A 17,804-nucleotide genomic window follows, 5' to 3' on the forward strand; every position below is an offset into this window, starting at 1 on the left:
ACATCATGAACCGCCGTATACCGAACGGTACGTACGGTGGTGTGAGAGGACGGGGGTTAGTCACCCCCTCTTACTCGATTCCGTTGGTATTTGTCCGCGCTTTTAGGTATACTGACAGGTAGATATTCTTTGGAGGACGATTATGGAAAACAAACGAAATTCGTTTATGGAGCGGCTGTTGGCCAAACGAAAAGAGGCGGAACAGCTTGAAACCGAACAGCCCGTTGATGAAAGCAGTATCCCGACCACGGCGACTTTGATCAAAGGGATGCACTTGGCTTTTACGGAAGGTCAAGAAGAGCAAATGAACGCAATCGAAAAGGATCGCTACCGTGAAATTTTGACGCAGATGCCGCCTCTCCTGATCGGGGAAGTGAACATTGTTCCTTTTGAAGCGGGGGAGTTGAACGGCGGATACTTTGTTCGTGTCTTCATTCGCAACGGACGCGAACTGGGCGAAGAGATTTCCTTGGAAGAATTGCGGATGTATCTGCTCGACAAAAACGGCGAGAGAGTCGCAAGCGGGATCTTCCAGCTGGAAGATTTCGGGTTTTTGAAGTTTGGCGAAGCACGTCTCTGGACGTTTGCTTGGCATGCCTCGCAAGTTCTGAAACCCAACGCGGATCTCAGCCAATTTAACATCGAAATCGTCTAAAAACTGCCCATCAGAGGCAGTTTTTTTCATTTGAAGGAATAGGATTGAAAGATGAAGAACCTTTTCCGTAAGGGTGTTACTGACAGGAGGTCTTTGGAAATGGAATCGTACCAAACTGCTTATCAGCGTTGGCTTGAGTTTCCGCATCTCGAAGAGACACTGCGCAAGGACTTACAAAGCATCCCGGATGAACAAGCGAAGGAAGACCGTTTCTATCGACATCTTGAATTTGGAACCGGTGGTTTGCGCGGCGTGATTGGCGCCGGCACGAATCGGATGAACAAATACACTGTTCGACGCGCAACGGAAGGACTGGCCCGTTATCTGACTCAGCATGTCGACGGCGCGCGGGAACGGGGCGTCGTCATCGCCTACGATTCCCGGCACATGTCTCCGGAATTTGCAGCCGAGGCGGCGGGAGTTTTGGCGTATCACGGCGTGCGCGTGTACTTGTTTGAAGAGCTGCGTCCGACGCCGGAACTTTCCTTTGCCGTGCGTCATTTCGGCGCGGCGGGCGGCATCGTGGTCACTGCCAGCCATAACCCGCCGGAATACAACGGGTACAAAGTCTACGGCGATGACGGCGGGCAACTGCCGCCGCAAGCGGCCGATCAGATCTTGGCGGAGATCGGGCAACTGGCGGACGAACTGTCTCTCCCGGCGTTGACGCTTCAAGAGGGGATCGCGCAGGGGCTCGTCACGATGATCGGCGAGGAGATCGACGATCTGTACACGCAGCGCCTCGTCGGGCTGTCCCTGCAACCGGAAGCGATCCGTGCCGTCGCGGACGACGTGCGGATCGTATACACGCCGTTGCACGGCACCGGCAACCAACCGGTGCGCCGCGTACTCCAAGCACTCGGATTCAAGCATGTCCATGTGGTCCCGGAGCAAGAACTGCCGGACCCGAACTTCTCCACCGTCAAATCGCCGAACCCGGAAGAGCGTCAAGCGTTTGCGTTGGCGATGGAGTTGGCGGAGCGCGTGAACGCCGACGTGATCCTCGGCACCGATCCGGACGCCGACCGCGTCGGGGTGGTGGTGCGCGATGCGTCGGGCGAGTTTGCGGTGCTCAACGGCAACCAGACCGGCGCGCTGCTGTTGCACTACATCCTCGAACAGCGCAAAGCGAACGGCACGCTCCCGGAAAACGGCGTCATGCTCAAGACGATCGTCACGTCCAACCTCGGCCGCGCCGTTGCGGAGAGAAACGGCGTGACTTGCGTGGATGTGTTGACCGGCTTTAAGTTTATCGGGGAGAAAATCCAAGAGTACGAAGAGAGCGGAGCACATACGTTTTTGTTCGGGTACGAAGAGAGCTACGGCTATCTGATCGGTGACTTCGTGCGGGACAAAGACGCCGTGCAAGCGGCGATGATGGCCGCCGAGATGGCCGCCTACTACAAGGGCCAAGGCAAGAAGCTTTCGCAAGTGCTGGAGGAAGTCTACGCAACGTACGGGACCTACCTGGAAGACCTGCTTTCCTTCACGTTCAAAGGCAAGGAAGGCCAAGAGAAAATCGCGCAGATGATGGAGAGACTGCGCCGCACGCCGCTGACGACGATCGGCGGGCTCGACGTGGAAGCAGCCAAAGACTACTCCCAAGGCATCGAAGGGTTGCCCAAGGCAAACGTCCTCAAGTACGTGCTGACCGACGGCTCGTGGGTGGCGATCCGCCCGTCTGGCACCGAACCGAAGATCAAGTTCTACTTCAGCGCCGTCGACAACGACCGCAACGCCGCGCAGAGCAAACTGGATTCCCTCAAGAGCTTCGTGCTCGAATTGATTCAATAAAAACCAACACACCCTCGGACGAAGCGGCGGATGCGACTTCGTACGAGGGTGTTTTTTATTTTTTAAGGGTCGAAAGGGAAGGAATTTTAGCGAAAGGTGCGAATAGGGTTACGGGGTGCCAAAGATAGGAAGGGAAGTTTCGCGAAACCTCGACAGGATGCGTCTTGCTCATCCATCCAATCACAACATTTGGCAACATTCCAATTTACAATCTTCGGCAGGACTTGTGTAAGAACCTGTCGAAAAAGTAGGCACGAGAAAACTACTGCAGAGGAGGATATAAGGGTGGCTCGCAGACATAGTCGTTTGCTGAGCTTGCTCATTGCGCTGGTGATGTTGATCACATTGATCCCCATCTCGCCTGTGCAAGCGGCCAGCTCGCAATACTTTACGTTCCCTGCCTTCGGGAAAACTCCCACGGAAGCTCAGGTCAATCCGGTGAACGTCCCTGTCATCGACCAGTTTCACGGGCAGTTCTCCCAAACTGTACCGTCGACTTTATCGTACAAAGTCCAACTGCAAGTGCTGGATGCAGGCGGAAACTGGGTGGACAAAGGCACTCCGAAAGTAGTGCCGAACGCAACACCGGTGATTTCCGGTCCTTCCAGCCAAGAATTCACCCTTCAGAACGTCGCGCTGTTCGTGGGGATGAACAAAGTCACCGTCTCCACTCCCAGCGGAGTCGAGGGCATTTGCTACATCTTCTATGACGCCGCTCCGGTCATTTTGGACATCTCGCTCAACGGCGGCGTGAAACTGAACGACAACAACCCGCAATTCGTGGATACGGCGAGTCAGTTTTTCTTGATCTCGACGGCCAACGCGCAAGCGGTGACCATCAACGGCGTCAACGCAACCAAGTACGGCACCGATAAGTTTTCGGTTTCGAACTTTGCGTTGAATCCAGGCTTGAACACGCTGGTGTTCGTTGCCAAAACGGACAACCGCGTGTATCAGATCACGCGCAAGGTGATCTACTTGGACGGTCCGGGCGCGATGTACAACGTGTACATGCAGTCGGACATCAACAACGGCGCGGGAGATGCGGTGCAGATTGACGGCGGCAAAGTCGTTTCTTCCGCAACCGGTCTTCCGAAAGGTTTCAAAGCGCAGATTTCCGTTCCGGCCAGCACCACGACCGACCCGAAACTGCAACTGGACGAAGTGGACCTCGCCCGTGACACGGCCGGCGTGTTTGCAGTTCCGACCGCCGATCCGCAACTCAACGGGAAAGTCACGATCGTCGACCCGCCGATCGATGACCAGAGAGGCCATAAGATCTACACGGTGTTCGTAGATCTCTCCGGCATCACCGCTTCGGCCGGATGGCCGATCAAAACGAACGGCACCTATACGTTTACGCTCCAAGGTCAGTATTACGACGGTTCCGGCTCCACGTCGAAGAAACCGTTGATCTCGAAGATTGCGTTTGTCTACAAAGACAGCTCCAAAGCTTCCATCAACGATGTCCAACAGGTGTACGGCGTTGATGAAGCGACCGACACCGGCGGTACGCCGGGCATCTTCTCCTCCGGGATTTCCACGCTGCCGATCTACGCGAAGATCGTCGCGCAAAACAACGCCGGCGCCTTCACGCCGCAGCTTTCCGTTTCGCAAAACGGCAACACCGTCAACCTCGTCAACGGCACCGACTTCACGGTCGTCGCCAGCGACGACACGCCGGGTGCCGGCTCGCGCGAACTGAAGATCATCAAGTTGCCGTTTGTCGGCGACATGACGCTGAACTTCTCCATTGCAGACAGCGGCAACATCGACAACTTTACGCCGATCAACATCCGCTACACGCCGGTTCCGTCGATCGTCGTATACGGCATCTATGACGGCGACAACTTTACGCAAACCGACTTGCCGGACTTCAGCGGTCACCTGTTCAACTTCGTGGACAACACCGAGAAGCAGAACATCAAAGTCTCCGTGAACGGCGTCGTGAAGCACGCGACGGTCAACACGGCGACCAACACGTTTACGGTCGTCAACGGCGACCCGACGTCTCCGAATCAATTGAAAAACGTCCTGAACGAAGGCGCCAACGAAATCAAAATTGAAGCGACGGCGCAGGGCATTCCGATCACCACCCGTCTGACGGTGTACTACTTCACCAACGATGCACCGATCATCGACAAACCGTTCCCGGTTCCGGTTCCGCCGGCTGCGTCTGCCTCTTCGCGCAACGTGGCAGACTTGCAAGGCAAATTCGTACTGGAGAACGGTTCTGACTCCACCTACGACACCACCGAGAAGTCGGCCGACATCCTGTTCTCCGTCGGCAACGCAGACAAAGCGGTGATCATGAAGGACGGCGTTCAGTTCTTCACCATCACGTTCAACCCCGACGGCACGATGACACCGGCAGCTCCGTTTACGGTCAACGGCATCACCGTTGACATCGAGCCCGCCTTGATCAGCACGAACGGAACTCCGTACTACCGCATCACCGGTTTGCCGCTGACGCTGGGCACGAACTCCTATGTCTTCAAGGGGATCAAGGGCCCGATCACCACGTTCAAACCGCTCTCCATCGTCCGCAGCAACCCGCCGTATCAAGTGCTCTCGCCGCTGCTTCCGCAAGAGCGCGTGGTCAACCAAAACTTTGTTCAAGTCGTCATCAAAGCGGACGGCGCGGACAAAGTCCTGATCGGCAAGAACACGATGGACAAGATCACCGAGAACGGTGAAACGTACTTCAAGTACGAAGTGACCGGCTTGAAAGCGGGCACGAACACGATCAAGTATTCGGTCGTGCGCGGCACGCAGCAATCGAGCGACCAATTCGATGTCGTGTATGCGAATACCGACACGGTCGGCGCGCAGTACAAAACCGCTCTGAGCTCCAACACGAACATGAAAGTGTTTAACGGCAAAATCAGCGTCTCGTTCCCGAAAGGCACGATGTTGACGCCGTACAACGACACGACGAACAAAATCGAACTGTTTGACAAGCAACAATTCCTGTTTGGCATCGCCGACCCGGTAGACGGTCGCACGCAGAAGACGTTCAACCATCTGGGCCAAGTGGTCAACATCAACGGGGATCCGTTCTTGAAGTCGATGTTGAGCATGAAGCCGCACTTCGGATACGCGTCTTCGCTGTTCTGGGTTGACGCCGGCTACAACGATACGACGCAGCCGGGCTATGTGCAAGTCAACGGGATGCAACCGTACTACGGCGACGAGTTGAACTACAACCAAACCGGTTCGCCGTTCTCGAAGTACAACTTCATCAGCCGCTCTCTGCCGACTTCTTGGATGAAGCCGACCAACCGCGGCACGATCACGTTGAAGTACGATGACGCGATCCGCGACTTCGCCGCAAACCGTGTGTCGATCTGGCATTACGGCTTGCTCGACCAGAACGGCTCGCTCGACTGGGAGAACATCGGCGGCAAGGTTGACACCAAGTCGCACACGATCTCCGCTTCGATGGACGGATTCGGCTACTACGCGGTGTTCTTGAACACCTACGGGTTTGACGACACCGAAACGCATGACTTTGCCCGCGATGACATGGAAGTGCTGTTTGCCCGCGGCATCATGAACTCCAAGGACGGCGGCGAGTTCGGCGCGTATGAGCCGACCACCCGCGGTGAATTTGCGGAGATGATGGTCAAAGCTCTCGACCTGCCGCTGAACTACGACCCGAACAACTACTTGTTCCTCGACTTGCCGCACACACTGCAAGTAAGCCCGTACTGGGACTGGCGCTACATTGAAACCGCCGGTCAGAAGGGCATCGTGCGCGGTGTCGGCACCCGCCAGTTCGCACCGGATGACAAAGTCACCCGCGAACAGGCGGCGGTTATGATCGCTCTGGCGATGAACTTGAAGCTCGGCCAAGACTACGACGTTTCCAAGAAGAACCTCGATAAGATCTTCACCGACTCCGGTAGCATCTCGATCTACGCTCGTACCGCAATCGAAGCGGTCTACAAAAGCAAGCTGATGGTCGGTCGCACGATGGCGAACTCGGACCCGAAAGGCAAACCGCTGCTCGTCTTCGAACCGCAATCGAACATCACCCGCGCAGAAGCGGCGAAAGTCGTCGCGAACATGATGCGCATGTTCAAGCGTCTGTAACAGCAGGAAAACCCCCTTCGCACACCGAATTCTGGTGCGCAAAGGGGGTTTTTTCATGAATTGGAAGACCAAATGGATGACGCCGCTCATGGCGGGGCTGTTGCTGCTCGCTCCGGCGAGCGGGGCATCCGCTGCAGTTGACACCAAGAATCTTGACACCCTCACAAAAGTTTACACGTTGCTCGTCAACGATCATTTTACACATCCGGATCAAGAGAAGCTCTTGCAAGCGGCCATCCAAGGCATGCTCAACGAGTTGAACGATCCGTTTAGCAACTACTTCACGCCGGAGGAGTACCAGCAGTTTGTCAACGCCATTGAGCAGGCGTACGCGGGCGTCGGGCTGTTGCTGGAACACAGCGAAGACGGACAAGCGCTGGTCGTCAAGGACGTCTACCCCGGCACGCCGGCCGAACAGGGCGGGCTGCAAGCGGGAGACCGCATCATCCAAGTCGACGACACCCCCGCCGACCCGTCGGCGCTCGACAAACTCGCCGATCTCTTGCGCGGGAAGGCGGACACGACCGTCACGCTGACGATGTTGCGAGGCTCCGACGCTCCGAAGACGGTCACGCTGACCCGCAAAGCGATCGAACTGCCGATGGTCGCCGAGAAAGACCTCGGCGACGGAGTCGGCTACATCCGCATCTACTCGTTTGGCGACCGCACGACCCAAGAATACAGCAAAGCACTCGCCGACCTGCAGTCCAAGGGAGCGAAGAAACTCGTGCTCGACTTGCGCGGCAACGGAGGCGGCTTGGTGAAAAGCGCGTTGGAAATCGCAGACAGCCTGTTGACCAAGGGCGTGATCTTGCAAATTCACCAAGACGGCGATGTCGTCTCACTGGAAGCGGACGCCGCGGGCGACGACCAAATTCCCGTGGATGTGCTGATCGACCGCAACTCCGCCAGCGCTTCGGAGATGCTCGCCGGTGCGCTGCAAAAAAACAACCGCGCCAAACTCGTCGGCGAAACGTCGTATGGCAAAGGCACGATGCAAGAGCCGATTGAACTCCCGAACGGCGGGTATCTGAAAGTTTCCGTCGACCAGTGGATGCTGGCCGACGGCAAGTCCCCCGATCATGTCGGCCTCACTCCCGATGTGCGGATGACGCGCCCGGAGAGCTTCTTGAACGCGGCGCTCGCCGATCTGGAACCGAGCCGCGCGCAGACGGTGACTTTGAACGCCGACGACAAGACCCTCCCGGCACCGATCGAAGCGGACGGGCACTTGTACCTCCCGCTGCGCTACACCGTCGAGATGCTGGGAGCGCCTGTCGCATGGGTGCCGGAGCGAGACGAGGCACAGTTCACCCTCCAAGGTCATCGCGTCGTCGTGAGCCTCGCAGACGGCGCTGTGACGATCGACGGAAGCCGGCTGTCGGGGAATGCGGCGCGCGTGATCGGCGGGTCGACGTACTTGTCGGTCGATGTGCTGAAAGCGTTGCAGATTCGCGTGGAAGCGACGCTTCCGACAGTGAGCTTGCATACTCGTTAAAAGATATTGAGAGATTTTTTCAAAAGTTCTTGAATTGAGGCATCCAGACGATGTACCCTATAAACAGAGATTACTAGGTGAGGGGACTAATTCCGTGAAAAAAATCAACAAATGGCTGGCAGTTTCGCTGGTACTGACGACGGCGCTTGCTCCGTCGGTTGCAGGGGCGGCTGTAAATTCTGGTAACATCGCAGACCTGCAGAAAGCGGATTCTTGGGCACAAAACGCCATCGTGCAAGTGAAAGACCTCGGACTGATGAACGGCGACCCGTCGGGCAGCTTCCGTCCGACCGATACGATTACCCGCGCGGAGTTTGCCGTATTGCTGACCCGCCTCTTGCATTTGGACGTGCCGGGCGTTACGGCGTCGTCGTTTGCCGACGTTCCGGCGGGCCACTGGGGCGTTTCGTATATCGAAGCGGTGAAAAACGCCGGCGTGATGCTTGGCGACGGCAACGGCACGTTCCGTCCGGATGATGTGATCACCCGCGAAGAGCTCGCGGTGTTGCTCGTCAAAGCGGGCGAAGGCACCGTGTCGGGCGGAGAACTCGCGACTGCCGACTCCGCGAGCGTAAGCGGCTGGGCCAAGCCGTACGTGCAAGCGGCGCTGTCGATGGGCTTGATGAGCGGCGACGGTCAGAACTTTAACCCGAGCCATGCGGCGCAGCGTCAAGAAGTGGCGCAAGTCGCGGTCAACTACGTAAACAAAGTTCCGTCCTCCTTCAACATCGCGGCAGACGGCACTGTCACGGTCAAAGGCATGCCGTACCAAGTGGCAGGCAACTTGAAACCGCTGTTCAGCGTCCAAAACGCCAAAGCTCTCAAGAACGCGAAGATGCGTTTTGACATGAAAGACAAAGTCATCACCAAGATCACCTATCTGGAACTCGTAAACGGCGGCGCAGAACCGGCTTCCGGCGCTGCGGAATTCAGCGGGAACGCCGTGCTGGACGCCGGCGGCGCGACGATCGACGGCAACGTGAAAGTCTCGGCCGATTACGTCTCCGTGTTGAACTTGACCGTGGGCGGCGACTTCGAGATCGGCGCGGGCGTGCAGCATGACTTCTACTCGAAAAACGTCAACGTCAGCGGCAACACGGTGATCAACGGCGGCGATGACAACACGGTCGTGCTTGAAGACGCGACGCTTGGCAACGTCGACATCAACAAACAGGGCGTTCACGTGCAAGCGAAGGGCGGCACGAAAGTGAACGCCATGCAAGTCAACACCGACTCGCGCCTTGAGGCGGGAGAGGGCGTCACGTTGCCTCAGGTGACGGTCGCAACGGGCGTCAAAAACCTCGTACTCGACGGCAAAGGCACGTTTGGCAACCTGAACATCACCGACAAAGACACCAAGATCAGCTTGATGCCGGACACTGCGCTCCAAAGCATCCAAGTGCCCAATGGTACTCAACTCTCCGATGTGGTCAAGGACTATGACAAAGTCAAAGGCCAGATCGGCAAGAGCAATGGAAACGGCCACGGTGATGAGCAAGGCAACGGATCGGGCAACGGTCAAGGAAACGGAAATCAGGACAACCCGAACAACTCGAACCCCGCTAAGACTTGGAACAATCTATATGCAAAAGTTCAAAAAGCGTTGGATGACCTGCCTGAACCGGAAGAGATCACCCTCGACAATTACGAAGCGGTTCGCGAGCAATTGGAATGGGCACAATCCTTGGTCGTCGAATACGAGGTCAAAAAACTCAAAACTCCGCTTCAGGGTCTCGACAAATTACACGCCGACCAAGAAAAAGTTTCGCAAGTTGTCACGCAAGCCGATCACGACAAATTCCTGGCGTTGGCCATCGCAGCACTGGCAAAACTGCCGAACGCCTCGTCGATCGACAAGAACACGATCAACACGATCGACCCGCAAGTGCTTGACGCAGCGGTGAACGCGGTCAAAGCTTCCCGCGCCAACGGCGGACTGACCGATGAACTCACGGGCTTGGACAAGCTCGTTCAAGTCGTGCGCGTCAAAACGGACGCCCTGTTTGCCACCGACGGCAACGGCGACTTGGACAAAGAACATCTGGCACCCGATTTCGACGAAGAGAAGTTCTATGTCGCCGCGGACATGTTCGACGCGTTGCTCGATCCGATGCCGACGAGTTTGACCGGCCTGAGCCGCGACGAAGCGCTGCAAACGTTCGCCGATGCCATGCAGCGCATCAAAGGCCTCAGCGATTTGACGCCGGCGATCTACGCGGTGATGGACGATCTGAACTTGGTCTACCTGTTGGATCTGGAGTCCGGATTCTTCTCCGGTGTGGATTTCATTCCGGCACCCGACCAAGTGACGATGGCGGACAAAGGGCTGATCTCGATGCTGCTCGATCTCGATCAGACCATCCAATTGGGTTCGATGACGACCGGGATCTTCATTCCGAATTACAGCGATTACATCGATGCGGAGATCAAGCTGTATGACGCGGCAGGGGCGCTGGCGCCGTCCGTCGTCGAATCGCTGTTCACCGACAACACGCACACGGCTCTTGCGGACGGCGTGGACCTCGGGGCGATCGGGGAAGCGACGCAGTTCGTCAACAACTCCGACTATTCGGTCCGTGACGAGTTGACCGCGCTTTTGGAAACCGCGCAGCAACTGTTTGCCGAATCCGAATCGGTCGTTCCGGAAGTTCTGTTGGTCTGGTCGGAAAAAGTTCAGGACCCGTCGTCGTGGAACCGTCAAATTGTCGCGGGCGACGGCTTGAACGTCACCGTGAACAAGCGTTCGACGATCTACCTCGTACCCAAAGGCGTCCGCGTGCTGTCCCCCCAAGGGCTGCAGGATCTCGTCAACCAGAAACAAGCCGCTTCCGTCTCCGTGGCGGGCTTCGGGGAAGGCATGACGGGCATGATCCCCACGGCGGGCTTGGCGCAAGGGGATTACCACTTGTACCTCGTGGATTCCTTCGGGCATATGAGAGTGGACAATACCTACTACTCCGTCGTGGACGACGCGGCTCCGTACGCGGTCTGGAAGATTAACGACCTCAAGCAGCCGGTGAACGAACCGACTCCGCACATCGACTTGCGCTTTATCTTCAAAGACACGCCGGATGACTCGCTGACCTTGTCGGCGTCTTCCAGCAATCCGAACGTCTGTGAAGCGGCGGTCACCGGGGAGAGCTTGCGCCTGCGCGCGGTCGCGACGGGTACGGCTACGATCACCGTCACGGCGACCGACACCCGCGGCAAGAGCGCGTCCATCACCTTCAAAGTCACCTTCGATCCGGCTGTCAACCACGCTCCGGAAGTGGTTGACCCGTTGCCGGACCTCAACACTTGGATGAGCAACTCGGATTACACGGTCGACCTGAACGATGTGTTCCAAGATCCGGACATGGACGAGTTGACCTACACGCTGGATTCGAACACCGACAGCGGCGTGGCAACAGTCACGCTGGACAACAACATCATGACTGTCCATAACGTCGCGCCGGGCACCACGACCGTCAAGGTAGTTGCGAAGGACAGCACGGGCGCATCGGTATCGATGACGTTCAAAGTCAACGTGAGCGAAACCGCGCCGTCGACCCCGAACAACGACCCGTACCTCATCGGCGGCGGGATTGCCGACCAGACGGTGAACCTGGGCGATCAAGACTTGACGTTTACCTTGAGCGATGTGTTCGGGGACGCAGATCTGGACGAGCTGCAATACTCGCTGGATTCCAATACCGACGACAGCGTCGCGCAAGTCACGCTGGTGAACGGCGTTCTGACGGTGCATGGCGTTGCTGCAGGCCAAACCACGGTCACGCTGCATGCGTCTGACAACAAGGGCGGCACCGATGCCACCTTGCAATTCACCATCACCGTCGTAGACCCGTCCGCATTGGCTGCACCGACTGCACCGGCAGACCCGTCTGCACCGGCTGATCCGTCCACACCGGCAGACCCGTCCGAACCGACTCCGTAACAGGGAAATCCGCCCCGCCTCGCGCGCGGGCGGATTTTTTATTCTCGATCACAGGTGCACCAAACGGCAACGATTGAGAGGAGAAGCAGTGCGAAGCGGCTTCTCCTTTTTGGGTTGAATGTGTAAGTTTAGTGTGGTATACACTGGAAAGAAGCGTAAATAGGGAGGAATGTTGATGAGGGGCGGGAAAAGTATAAAGGACAGGTATTTATGGGTAGGCGGAATTCTTGGACTTCTCCTCTTTCTCGTAACTTCCTGGAGCGATCCTTCGGTACGGCAGACGTATGCTGTCGACAGCGAGGGCGCGGCAGCAAAAGCGGCCGCTTTTTGGAAAGAACACGGCGTGGACACCGCTGGATACACGTCCACCGTGTTGATGCAAAACGACCAACTCGCAGACGGTTATTTAGGTCAACAAAACTTGCAACAGGAATTTGTGAAAAAAGGGTACTCCGGCCGACCGATCGTCTACTGGACGGTCACATACAACGAGCCGAACGGTCGGAACCACTGGACGACCAAAATCGACCCGGATACGGGACAGATTGTCACCTGGCAGCGAACAGACGCAGCTCCCGCGCAGAATCTCGAGGAAGCAGCACGCAAACAACTGGCGATGCAAGCGCTGACAGCGTTGGGCGTCCAAGTCCCGGACTTGACGGTCGCGACGGAAACTTCTTCTCTCAAAAGCAAGCGCTCCGGCGACTTGCCTGCTTTGCCGAAGGACGACCCGAACTTCCGCACTTATCTCTACGAATACAAAGTCCCGGCATCCGAGTGGCAGCTTGGCGATCTGACACTATCCTACGAGGTGCGCATCACAGGCGACCTCGTGCGTCAAGTTTCGTACACGTACCAAACGCCGGTCTCGTTTCAAACCTGGCATGACCGTCAAGAGAAGATCGGCATGATCTTGACGGGGTTGAGTTTGTTTTTCACGTTCGTTTTGTTCGTGTTGGCGTTTGTCTTTCTGTTTTTGAACAAGCAAAAAAAGCCGTGGTGGTCGGCGCTGTGGATGTCCTTGTTGGTGACCGGGTTGTTTGCGCTCTCCAACCTCAACGAATGGCCGACGCTTCGTCAGCAATTTGTGGAAGCGGGCAGCACGGGGGCCGCGCAGACGATCGGTTTTGTGGTCGTCCTCGTCGTCGTGGCGATTTTGGCGGTGTTGGTCGGCGGTGCTTCGTATGTGCTGATCGCCACGGGCGGCGGGCTCGTCAAGGAGGTTAACCCGAAGCTCTGGACGCCGTGGCGCAGTCCGGAGTGGGGCGTTTGTCTGCGCCGGGCGATGTGGCGGGGATGGGCGCTGTGCTTCATCTGGTTAACGCTGCAAAACGCGTTTTACTGGGTGGCGCAGCACGTGTTCGGCGTCTGGTTTGAAAACGATTTCTCCATGTCGCCGTCCAACATGACCTTCCCGCTGTTGATGCCCTTGATGGCGTGGATGGCCGGGCTCCAAGAAGAAACCACATACCGGCTGTTCGGCGTGACGTTTTTCAAACGGTACTGGAAGAGCTCGTTCCTCGCGTGTCTCTTGCCGGCGATGGTATGGGCCCTCGGTCACAGCTTGTACCCGATCTACCCTGTGTACACGCGGTTTATCGAATTGACGCTGTTCGGGCTGTTGATCGGGTATTGCTACTTAACTTGGGGATTCGAAACGGTGCTGTTTGCGCACGTGGCGTTTGACGCCGTTCAGATGGCGCTGCCGTTTTTATTCGGAGGCAATGGAAAGGAAATCGCAATCGGAGTGCTCTACTTGGTCTCTCCGATCGTGATCGGATGGGGGTTGAGCCTCGTCAAATCAAGGAAGCGGTTACCTGGAACGGAAAGTCCTCCGTTGTAAAGTTTGTTTGTGTTTCGAAAATGTGTACTCAAACCGAGCATCCAGCTTTCAAAACACCTACGTATCAGATATCATAATCGTAAATAGCAAGCGACGATCTTTGACTGGTAAAGACCGATTCTGGGGGGAAACGTTTATGGATAAATCGCTAGGACAAAAAATTCGCGAATGGCGCATGCGCAAAGGCATCACGCAAACGGAGTTGGCGGAGGGTCTCGTCACCCCGAGTATGATCTCACAGATTGAATCGGACAAAGCAAACCCCTCCTTTAAACTTCTCGAAGGAATTTCCCGAAAACTCAACGTGCCGATCGATGAGTTTCTGATGGATATGCAAGACCAACTGGAAGAGGACACCCGCTACAAGTTGGCGAAGTCGCTGATGGGGTCCAAGGACTACCAAAAAGCGATCTCCGTCTTGGAAAGTCTCGACGGCGCTGATGAGCACCATGCCGATGAAGTCAAACTCGACTTGGCGGACGCCTATGTGTTTTCCAAAGAGTTCGAAAAAGCGAACAAGCTTTTAGAGGGTATGATCGAAGAGATTGCGCTGGAGCGCGACCGATCCCGCGCGGTCAAGCTGTACATGAAGCTCGGTTGGGCGAAGATGCAGGCGCGGGACTATGTGCTCGCCAAACATTACTTAAACCAAGCGCTCAAAGAGTTGACCAAAGTGCAGGACTTCCCCAAGGAAGACCGCGGCGTGCTGTACATTCGGTATTCGGTCACCCTGTCGCACTTGGGCGAAGCGTCCGTTGCGCTGTTGTATTACAAAGAAGCGATCGAAACGCTGCAAGGAACCTCCAACCTGCATCTGCTGGGAGATGCATACCAAGGGTTGGCGAACACCTACTACCGTCTGCATGATTATGAGCAAGCGGCTGAAAACACCCGAACGGCGATCACGATGTTCCGCAGCGTCAGCAACAAGTTGCTGGAGTACCGTTCCAAACAAAACTACGGCATCATTCAATACGAGTTGGGGAACTTCAAGGACTCGGTGGCGCAGTTTGATGAGTGCATTGAGGAATTCAAGTCGATTGGCGAACAGGAAATGGTCGCCAATATCTACGGGGAAATGGGCATCTTGAATTACCGCCAGAAGAACTATCAAGAAGCGGAGAAATGGTGTTTCCGCGCGTTGGAACTGTTGCCGGCTGAGCACAGCGAACGAGCTTTCGTCCATCGAACTTTGGGAATTATGTACAAGGAACTTCAAAACTACGATCGTGCATTAGAGTATATGTTAAGTTCCGTGGCTCTTTTTGAAAAATTCGGCTTGCTTGGAGAGGCGTCTAAGTGTTATGCTCAGATTGTCAGCATATACGACTCGCGTGGGGAGCTCGACAAAGCGAGCGTATTTATGCAAAAAATGACGACCTCCATGCAGGAGGGACTCAGGGTGAGGGGGCTTTATCTATGAAGAAAGCAGTATTCTCTTTGGTAGTCGCTCTGGCAGTTGTGTTCTCATTCGTAGGCGTGAATTTGCACCAAGAGGCATCGATTGTCGATCCGAATCCGGTTCCAGCTAAGTCGATCTACGATCCGGAAGTTTGAGTCGTATTTCTTCACGAAAAGGGAAACATTCACAGCCGTCCCGTACCGGGGCGGCTCTTTTTTATGTTTATCGGCGTACGGGTTGTATGATAGAGTGAGAGAGTGTCACACGCATCTCCAGGAGGTTGACTTGTGAAAAAATTACTCGCCCTGAGTCTGGGTCTCCTCTCCACACTTGTGGCGGCGGACCTATGGGCCGGCACGTTTGCGCCGGAGACGAAACTCGGCGAGCGCTTGGTGTTGGACGACACGTTCTATGAGCAGAACATCCAACTGGACAACGCCGTCGCCGACCTCAAAGCCAAGAGTTCTCCAAAAGTGATCGCCCTCGGCGACTCCACCATGTACGGTTCCGTCGTCTACGAAAACGAGACGATTCCATACTTTCTGAGGCAAGACTTGCAAAAACAACTCCCGCAGGCGACGGTTGCGAACCTCGCCTATCCGGGCGCGCGTCCCGCCGATCTCTACGCCATGCTGAAATTGACCGCCGACGCGCACCCCGACCTCGTCGTCGTCGATGTGAACGTGGTGTTCTATGCGCAGCGCATCTTGGACGAAGGGGCGCTGGCGAACAAAACCCTCAAGCGTGAATATTTATTCGAACGAGACGTTCCGCACGGCGTGTTTGCGGGCAACCGCGTGGAAGAAGTCGTGCAAACCGCGCTCAAGGACACGAACATCGGGCAGTACCGGACGGAGATCAACAAAACCCTGTTTGGAGCAGAGCCGCGCCAATACATCCGCGACGCCGTGGACACGATTTCCCCGAAACCCGCTCCGGCAAAGCAACCGGCGGCGGCCGAACCGATCATCGGCGTGCCGTGGACGGCGAAGACGTGGGACGACAAGGAACGCGCCACGATGGCGCGCATCTACGAGCAAGGGCCGCTCACCGAGCAAAACGACTCCGTGCAGATGCTGGAGCGTTTCCAAGACTATGCCGTCTCGCACGGCATCCGCGTGCTCTACTACCTCGCGCCGCAAAACGACACGCTGATCGGCAAGTTTTTTGACTTGGGGCAGTTGCACGCCAACCAAGACTATTTGAAGAAACAACTGGAGAACCGAGGCGCGTGGTTTCTTGACTTGAGCCGGGCGATTCCCGCTTCGCAGTTCGGGGACTACGACCACATGCTGAAGGACGGCAACCACCGCGTGGCGGACCTGCTGGCCGCTGAGATTGAGGCCAAGGGAGGACTTCGCCCATGATTTTTACGACGTATACGTTTTTGGTGTTTTTTGCGGTGACGTTGCTGTTGTACACGCTCGCTCCGGCGAAAGTTCGGCCGTTTGTGATGATCCTCGCCGGGTTTGTGTTTTACGCGTATGACAGCCTGGCGCACTTTTTCCTGCTTGTGGTGTTGACGCTGTGCATCTACGCCGTTTCGCGGGCGCAGTCCAAGCGGTGGACCGTCCTCGGGATCGTGTTCTCGGTAGCGTTGCTCTTCTATTATAAATATTGGAAGATGGCGGTCACGACGATCGACCAATGGTTCGGCGGCAATTTGCCGGTCGTCAAATTGGCGGTGCCGCTGGCGATTTCGTTTTTTGTGTTCGAATTTGTGCATTACCTCGTCGACGTGTACAAGGGCAAAGCAAAGCCGGTGACGCTGCGGGAGTTTTTCCTGTTTATCTTCTTCTTCCCGTCGCTGGTGGCAGGTCCGATCAAGCGCATCCAGTCGTTTGAGAAAGACCGCATCTCGTTTACCGCCGCCGATGTCTGCCAAGGGCTGTTCCGGATGGGAATCGGCCTGTTCAAGAAGATCGCCCTCGCCGATTCGCTGAACCCGTTGTTCGCGCCGGTGTTTGCCGATCCGGGCAGCGCGGGCACAGGCGCGCTGTGGGTGGCGATGTACGCGTATGCGTTCAAGATCTACTTCGACTTCTCCGCCTATTCCGACGTGGCGATCGGCGCGGCGCAGTGCTTCGGGTTTCATCTGCCGGAGAACTTCAACTGGCCGTATATTTCCCGCAGTCTCGGCGAGTTCTGGCGGCGTTGGCACATCTCGCTGTCCACGTGGATTCGCGATTACCTCTACATTCCGCTGGGCGGCAACCGCAAGGGGTTTCTCAAGGGACTTTTGTTCCTGTTCATCGCGATGACGATTTCCGGGCTCTGGCACGGCGCGAACTGGACGTTTGTCGTCTGGGGGATGTGGCACGGCGCGGGACAAGCTCTGAACAAGATCTGGAGCAAGTACCGCCCGCAAACCCGCCTGTTGCCGTGCCCGTTGGGCCAACTGTTTGCGTGGGCGCTGACGTTTCACTTCGTCTGCTTGGGCTGGGTGTTTTTTGCAAGCCCGTCGCTGCATCATTCGTTGATTTTCTTACAACGCATGTGGGGGGTCTGATCCATGCTCAAAGCGTTTGCCAAGGGCGTTCTGCTCGCCCTCTTGCTGGTCGCGGTGTATCTGATCGCGGAAGG

General features: G+C 56.4%; 10 protein-coding genes. All 10 read left to right on the top strand.

Translation table 11 applies throughout. The features are described from left to right. Window positions 1–142: 142 nt before the first annotated feature. The 10 genes from EL26_RS05750 to EL26_RS05790 all read left to right on the top strand — a co-directional run bounded on the left by EL26_RS05750 (window position 143) and on the right by EL26_RS05790 (window position 17,730). A complete protein-coding gene (locus EL26_RS05750; RefSeq protein WP_038085569.1) occupies window positions 143–655 on the top strand; it encodes an SLAP domain-containing protein in 513 nt (170 codons plus the stop codon). Between the two features lie 99 nt (window positions 656–754). Further along, window positions 755–2,449 carry a phospho-sugar mutase gene (locus tag EL26_RS05755; protein ID WP_038085572.1) on the top strand — a complete coding sequence of 565 codons (1,695 nt, stop codon included), beginning with the start codon at window positions 755–757 and terminating at the stop codon, window positions 2,447–2,449. Window positions 2,450–2,734: 285 nt separating this feature from the next. Then, entirely contained in the window at window positions 2,735–6,544 is a 3,810-nt protein-coding gene (locus EL26_RS05760) for an S-layer homology domain-containing protein (protein ID WP_152559180.1), read from the top strand. A gap of 55 nt (window positions 6,545–6,599) precedes the next feature. Further along, entirely contained in the window at window positions 6,600–8,042 is a 1,443-nt protein-coding gene (locus tag EL26_RS05765; RefSeq protein WP_052036043.1) for a S41 family peptidase, read from the top strand. 94 nt (window positions 8,043–8,136) lie between these two features. Further along, entirely contained in the window at window positions 8,137–11,976 is a 3,840-nt protein-coding gene (locus tag EL26_RS23485; RefSeq protein WP_052036044.1) for an S-layer homology domain-containing protein, read from the top strand. 343 nt (window positions 11,977–12,319) lie between these two features. Beyond that, window positions 12,320–13,819, top strand: a complete 1,500-nt coding sequence (locus tag EL26_RS05775; protein WP_038085576.1) for a CPBP family intramembrane glutamic endopeptidase — start codon at window positions 12,320–12,322, stop codon at window positions 13,817–13,819. Window positions 13,820–13,955: 136 nt separating this feature from the next. Next, a complete protein-coding gene (locus EL26_RS05780) occupies window positions 13,956–15,242 on the top strand; it encodes a helix-turn-helix domain-containing protein (protein WP_038085578.1) in 1,287 nt (428 codons plus the stop codon). Next, window positions 15,239–15,376, top strand: a complete 138-nt coding sequence (locus tag EL26_RS25360; protein WP_161780667.1) for a hypothetical protein — start codon at window positions 15,239–15,241, stop codon at window positions 15,374–15,376. The genes EL26_RS05780 and EL26_RS25360 overlap by 4 nt, the downstream gene beginning before the upstream one ends. Before the next feature lie 132 nt (window positions 15,377–15,508). Beyond that, window positions 15,509–16,588 carry an SGNH/GDSL hydrolase family protein gene (locus tag EL26_RS05785; RefSeq protein ID WP_038085582.1) on the top strand — a complete coding sequence of 360 codons (1,080 nt, stop codon included), beginning with the start codon at window positions 15,509–15,511 and terminating at the stop codon, window positions 16,586–16,588. Beyond that, window positions 16,585–17,730 carry an MBOAT family O-acyltransferase gene (locus tag EL26_RS05790; protein WP_038085585.1) on the top strand — a complete coding sequence of 382 codons (1,146 nt, stop codon included), beginning with the start codon at window positions 16,585–16,587 and terminating at the stop codon, window positions 17,728–17,730. Before EL26_RS05785 ends, EL26_RS05790 begins: the two co-directional genes overlap by 4 nt. Window positions 17,731–17,804: the final 74 nt, after the last annotated feature.

The sequence above is a fragment of the Tumebacillus flagellatus genome (assembly GCF_000714935.1).
Lineage (GTDB): Bacteria > Bacillota > Bacilli > Tumebacillales > Tumebacillaceae > Tumebacillus > Tumebacillus flagellatus.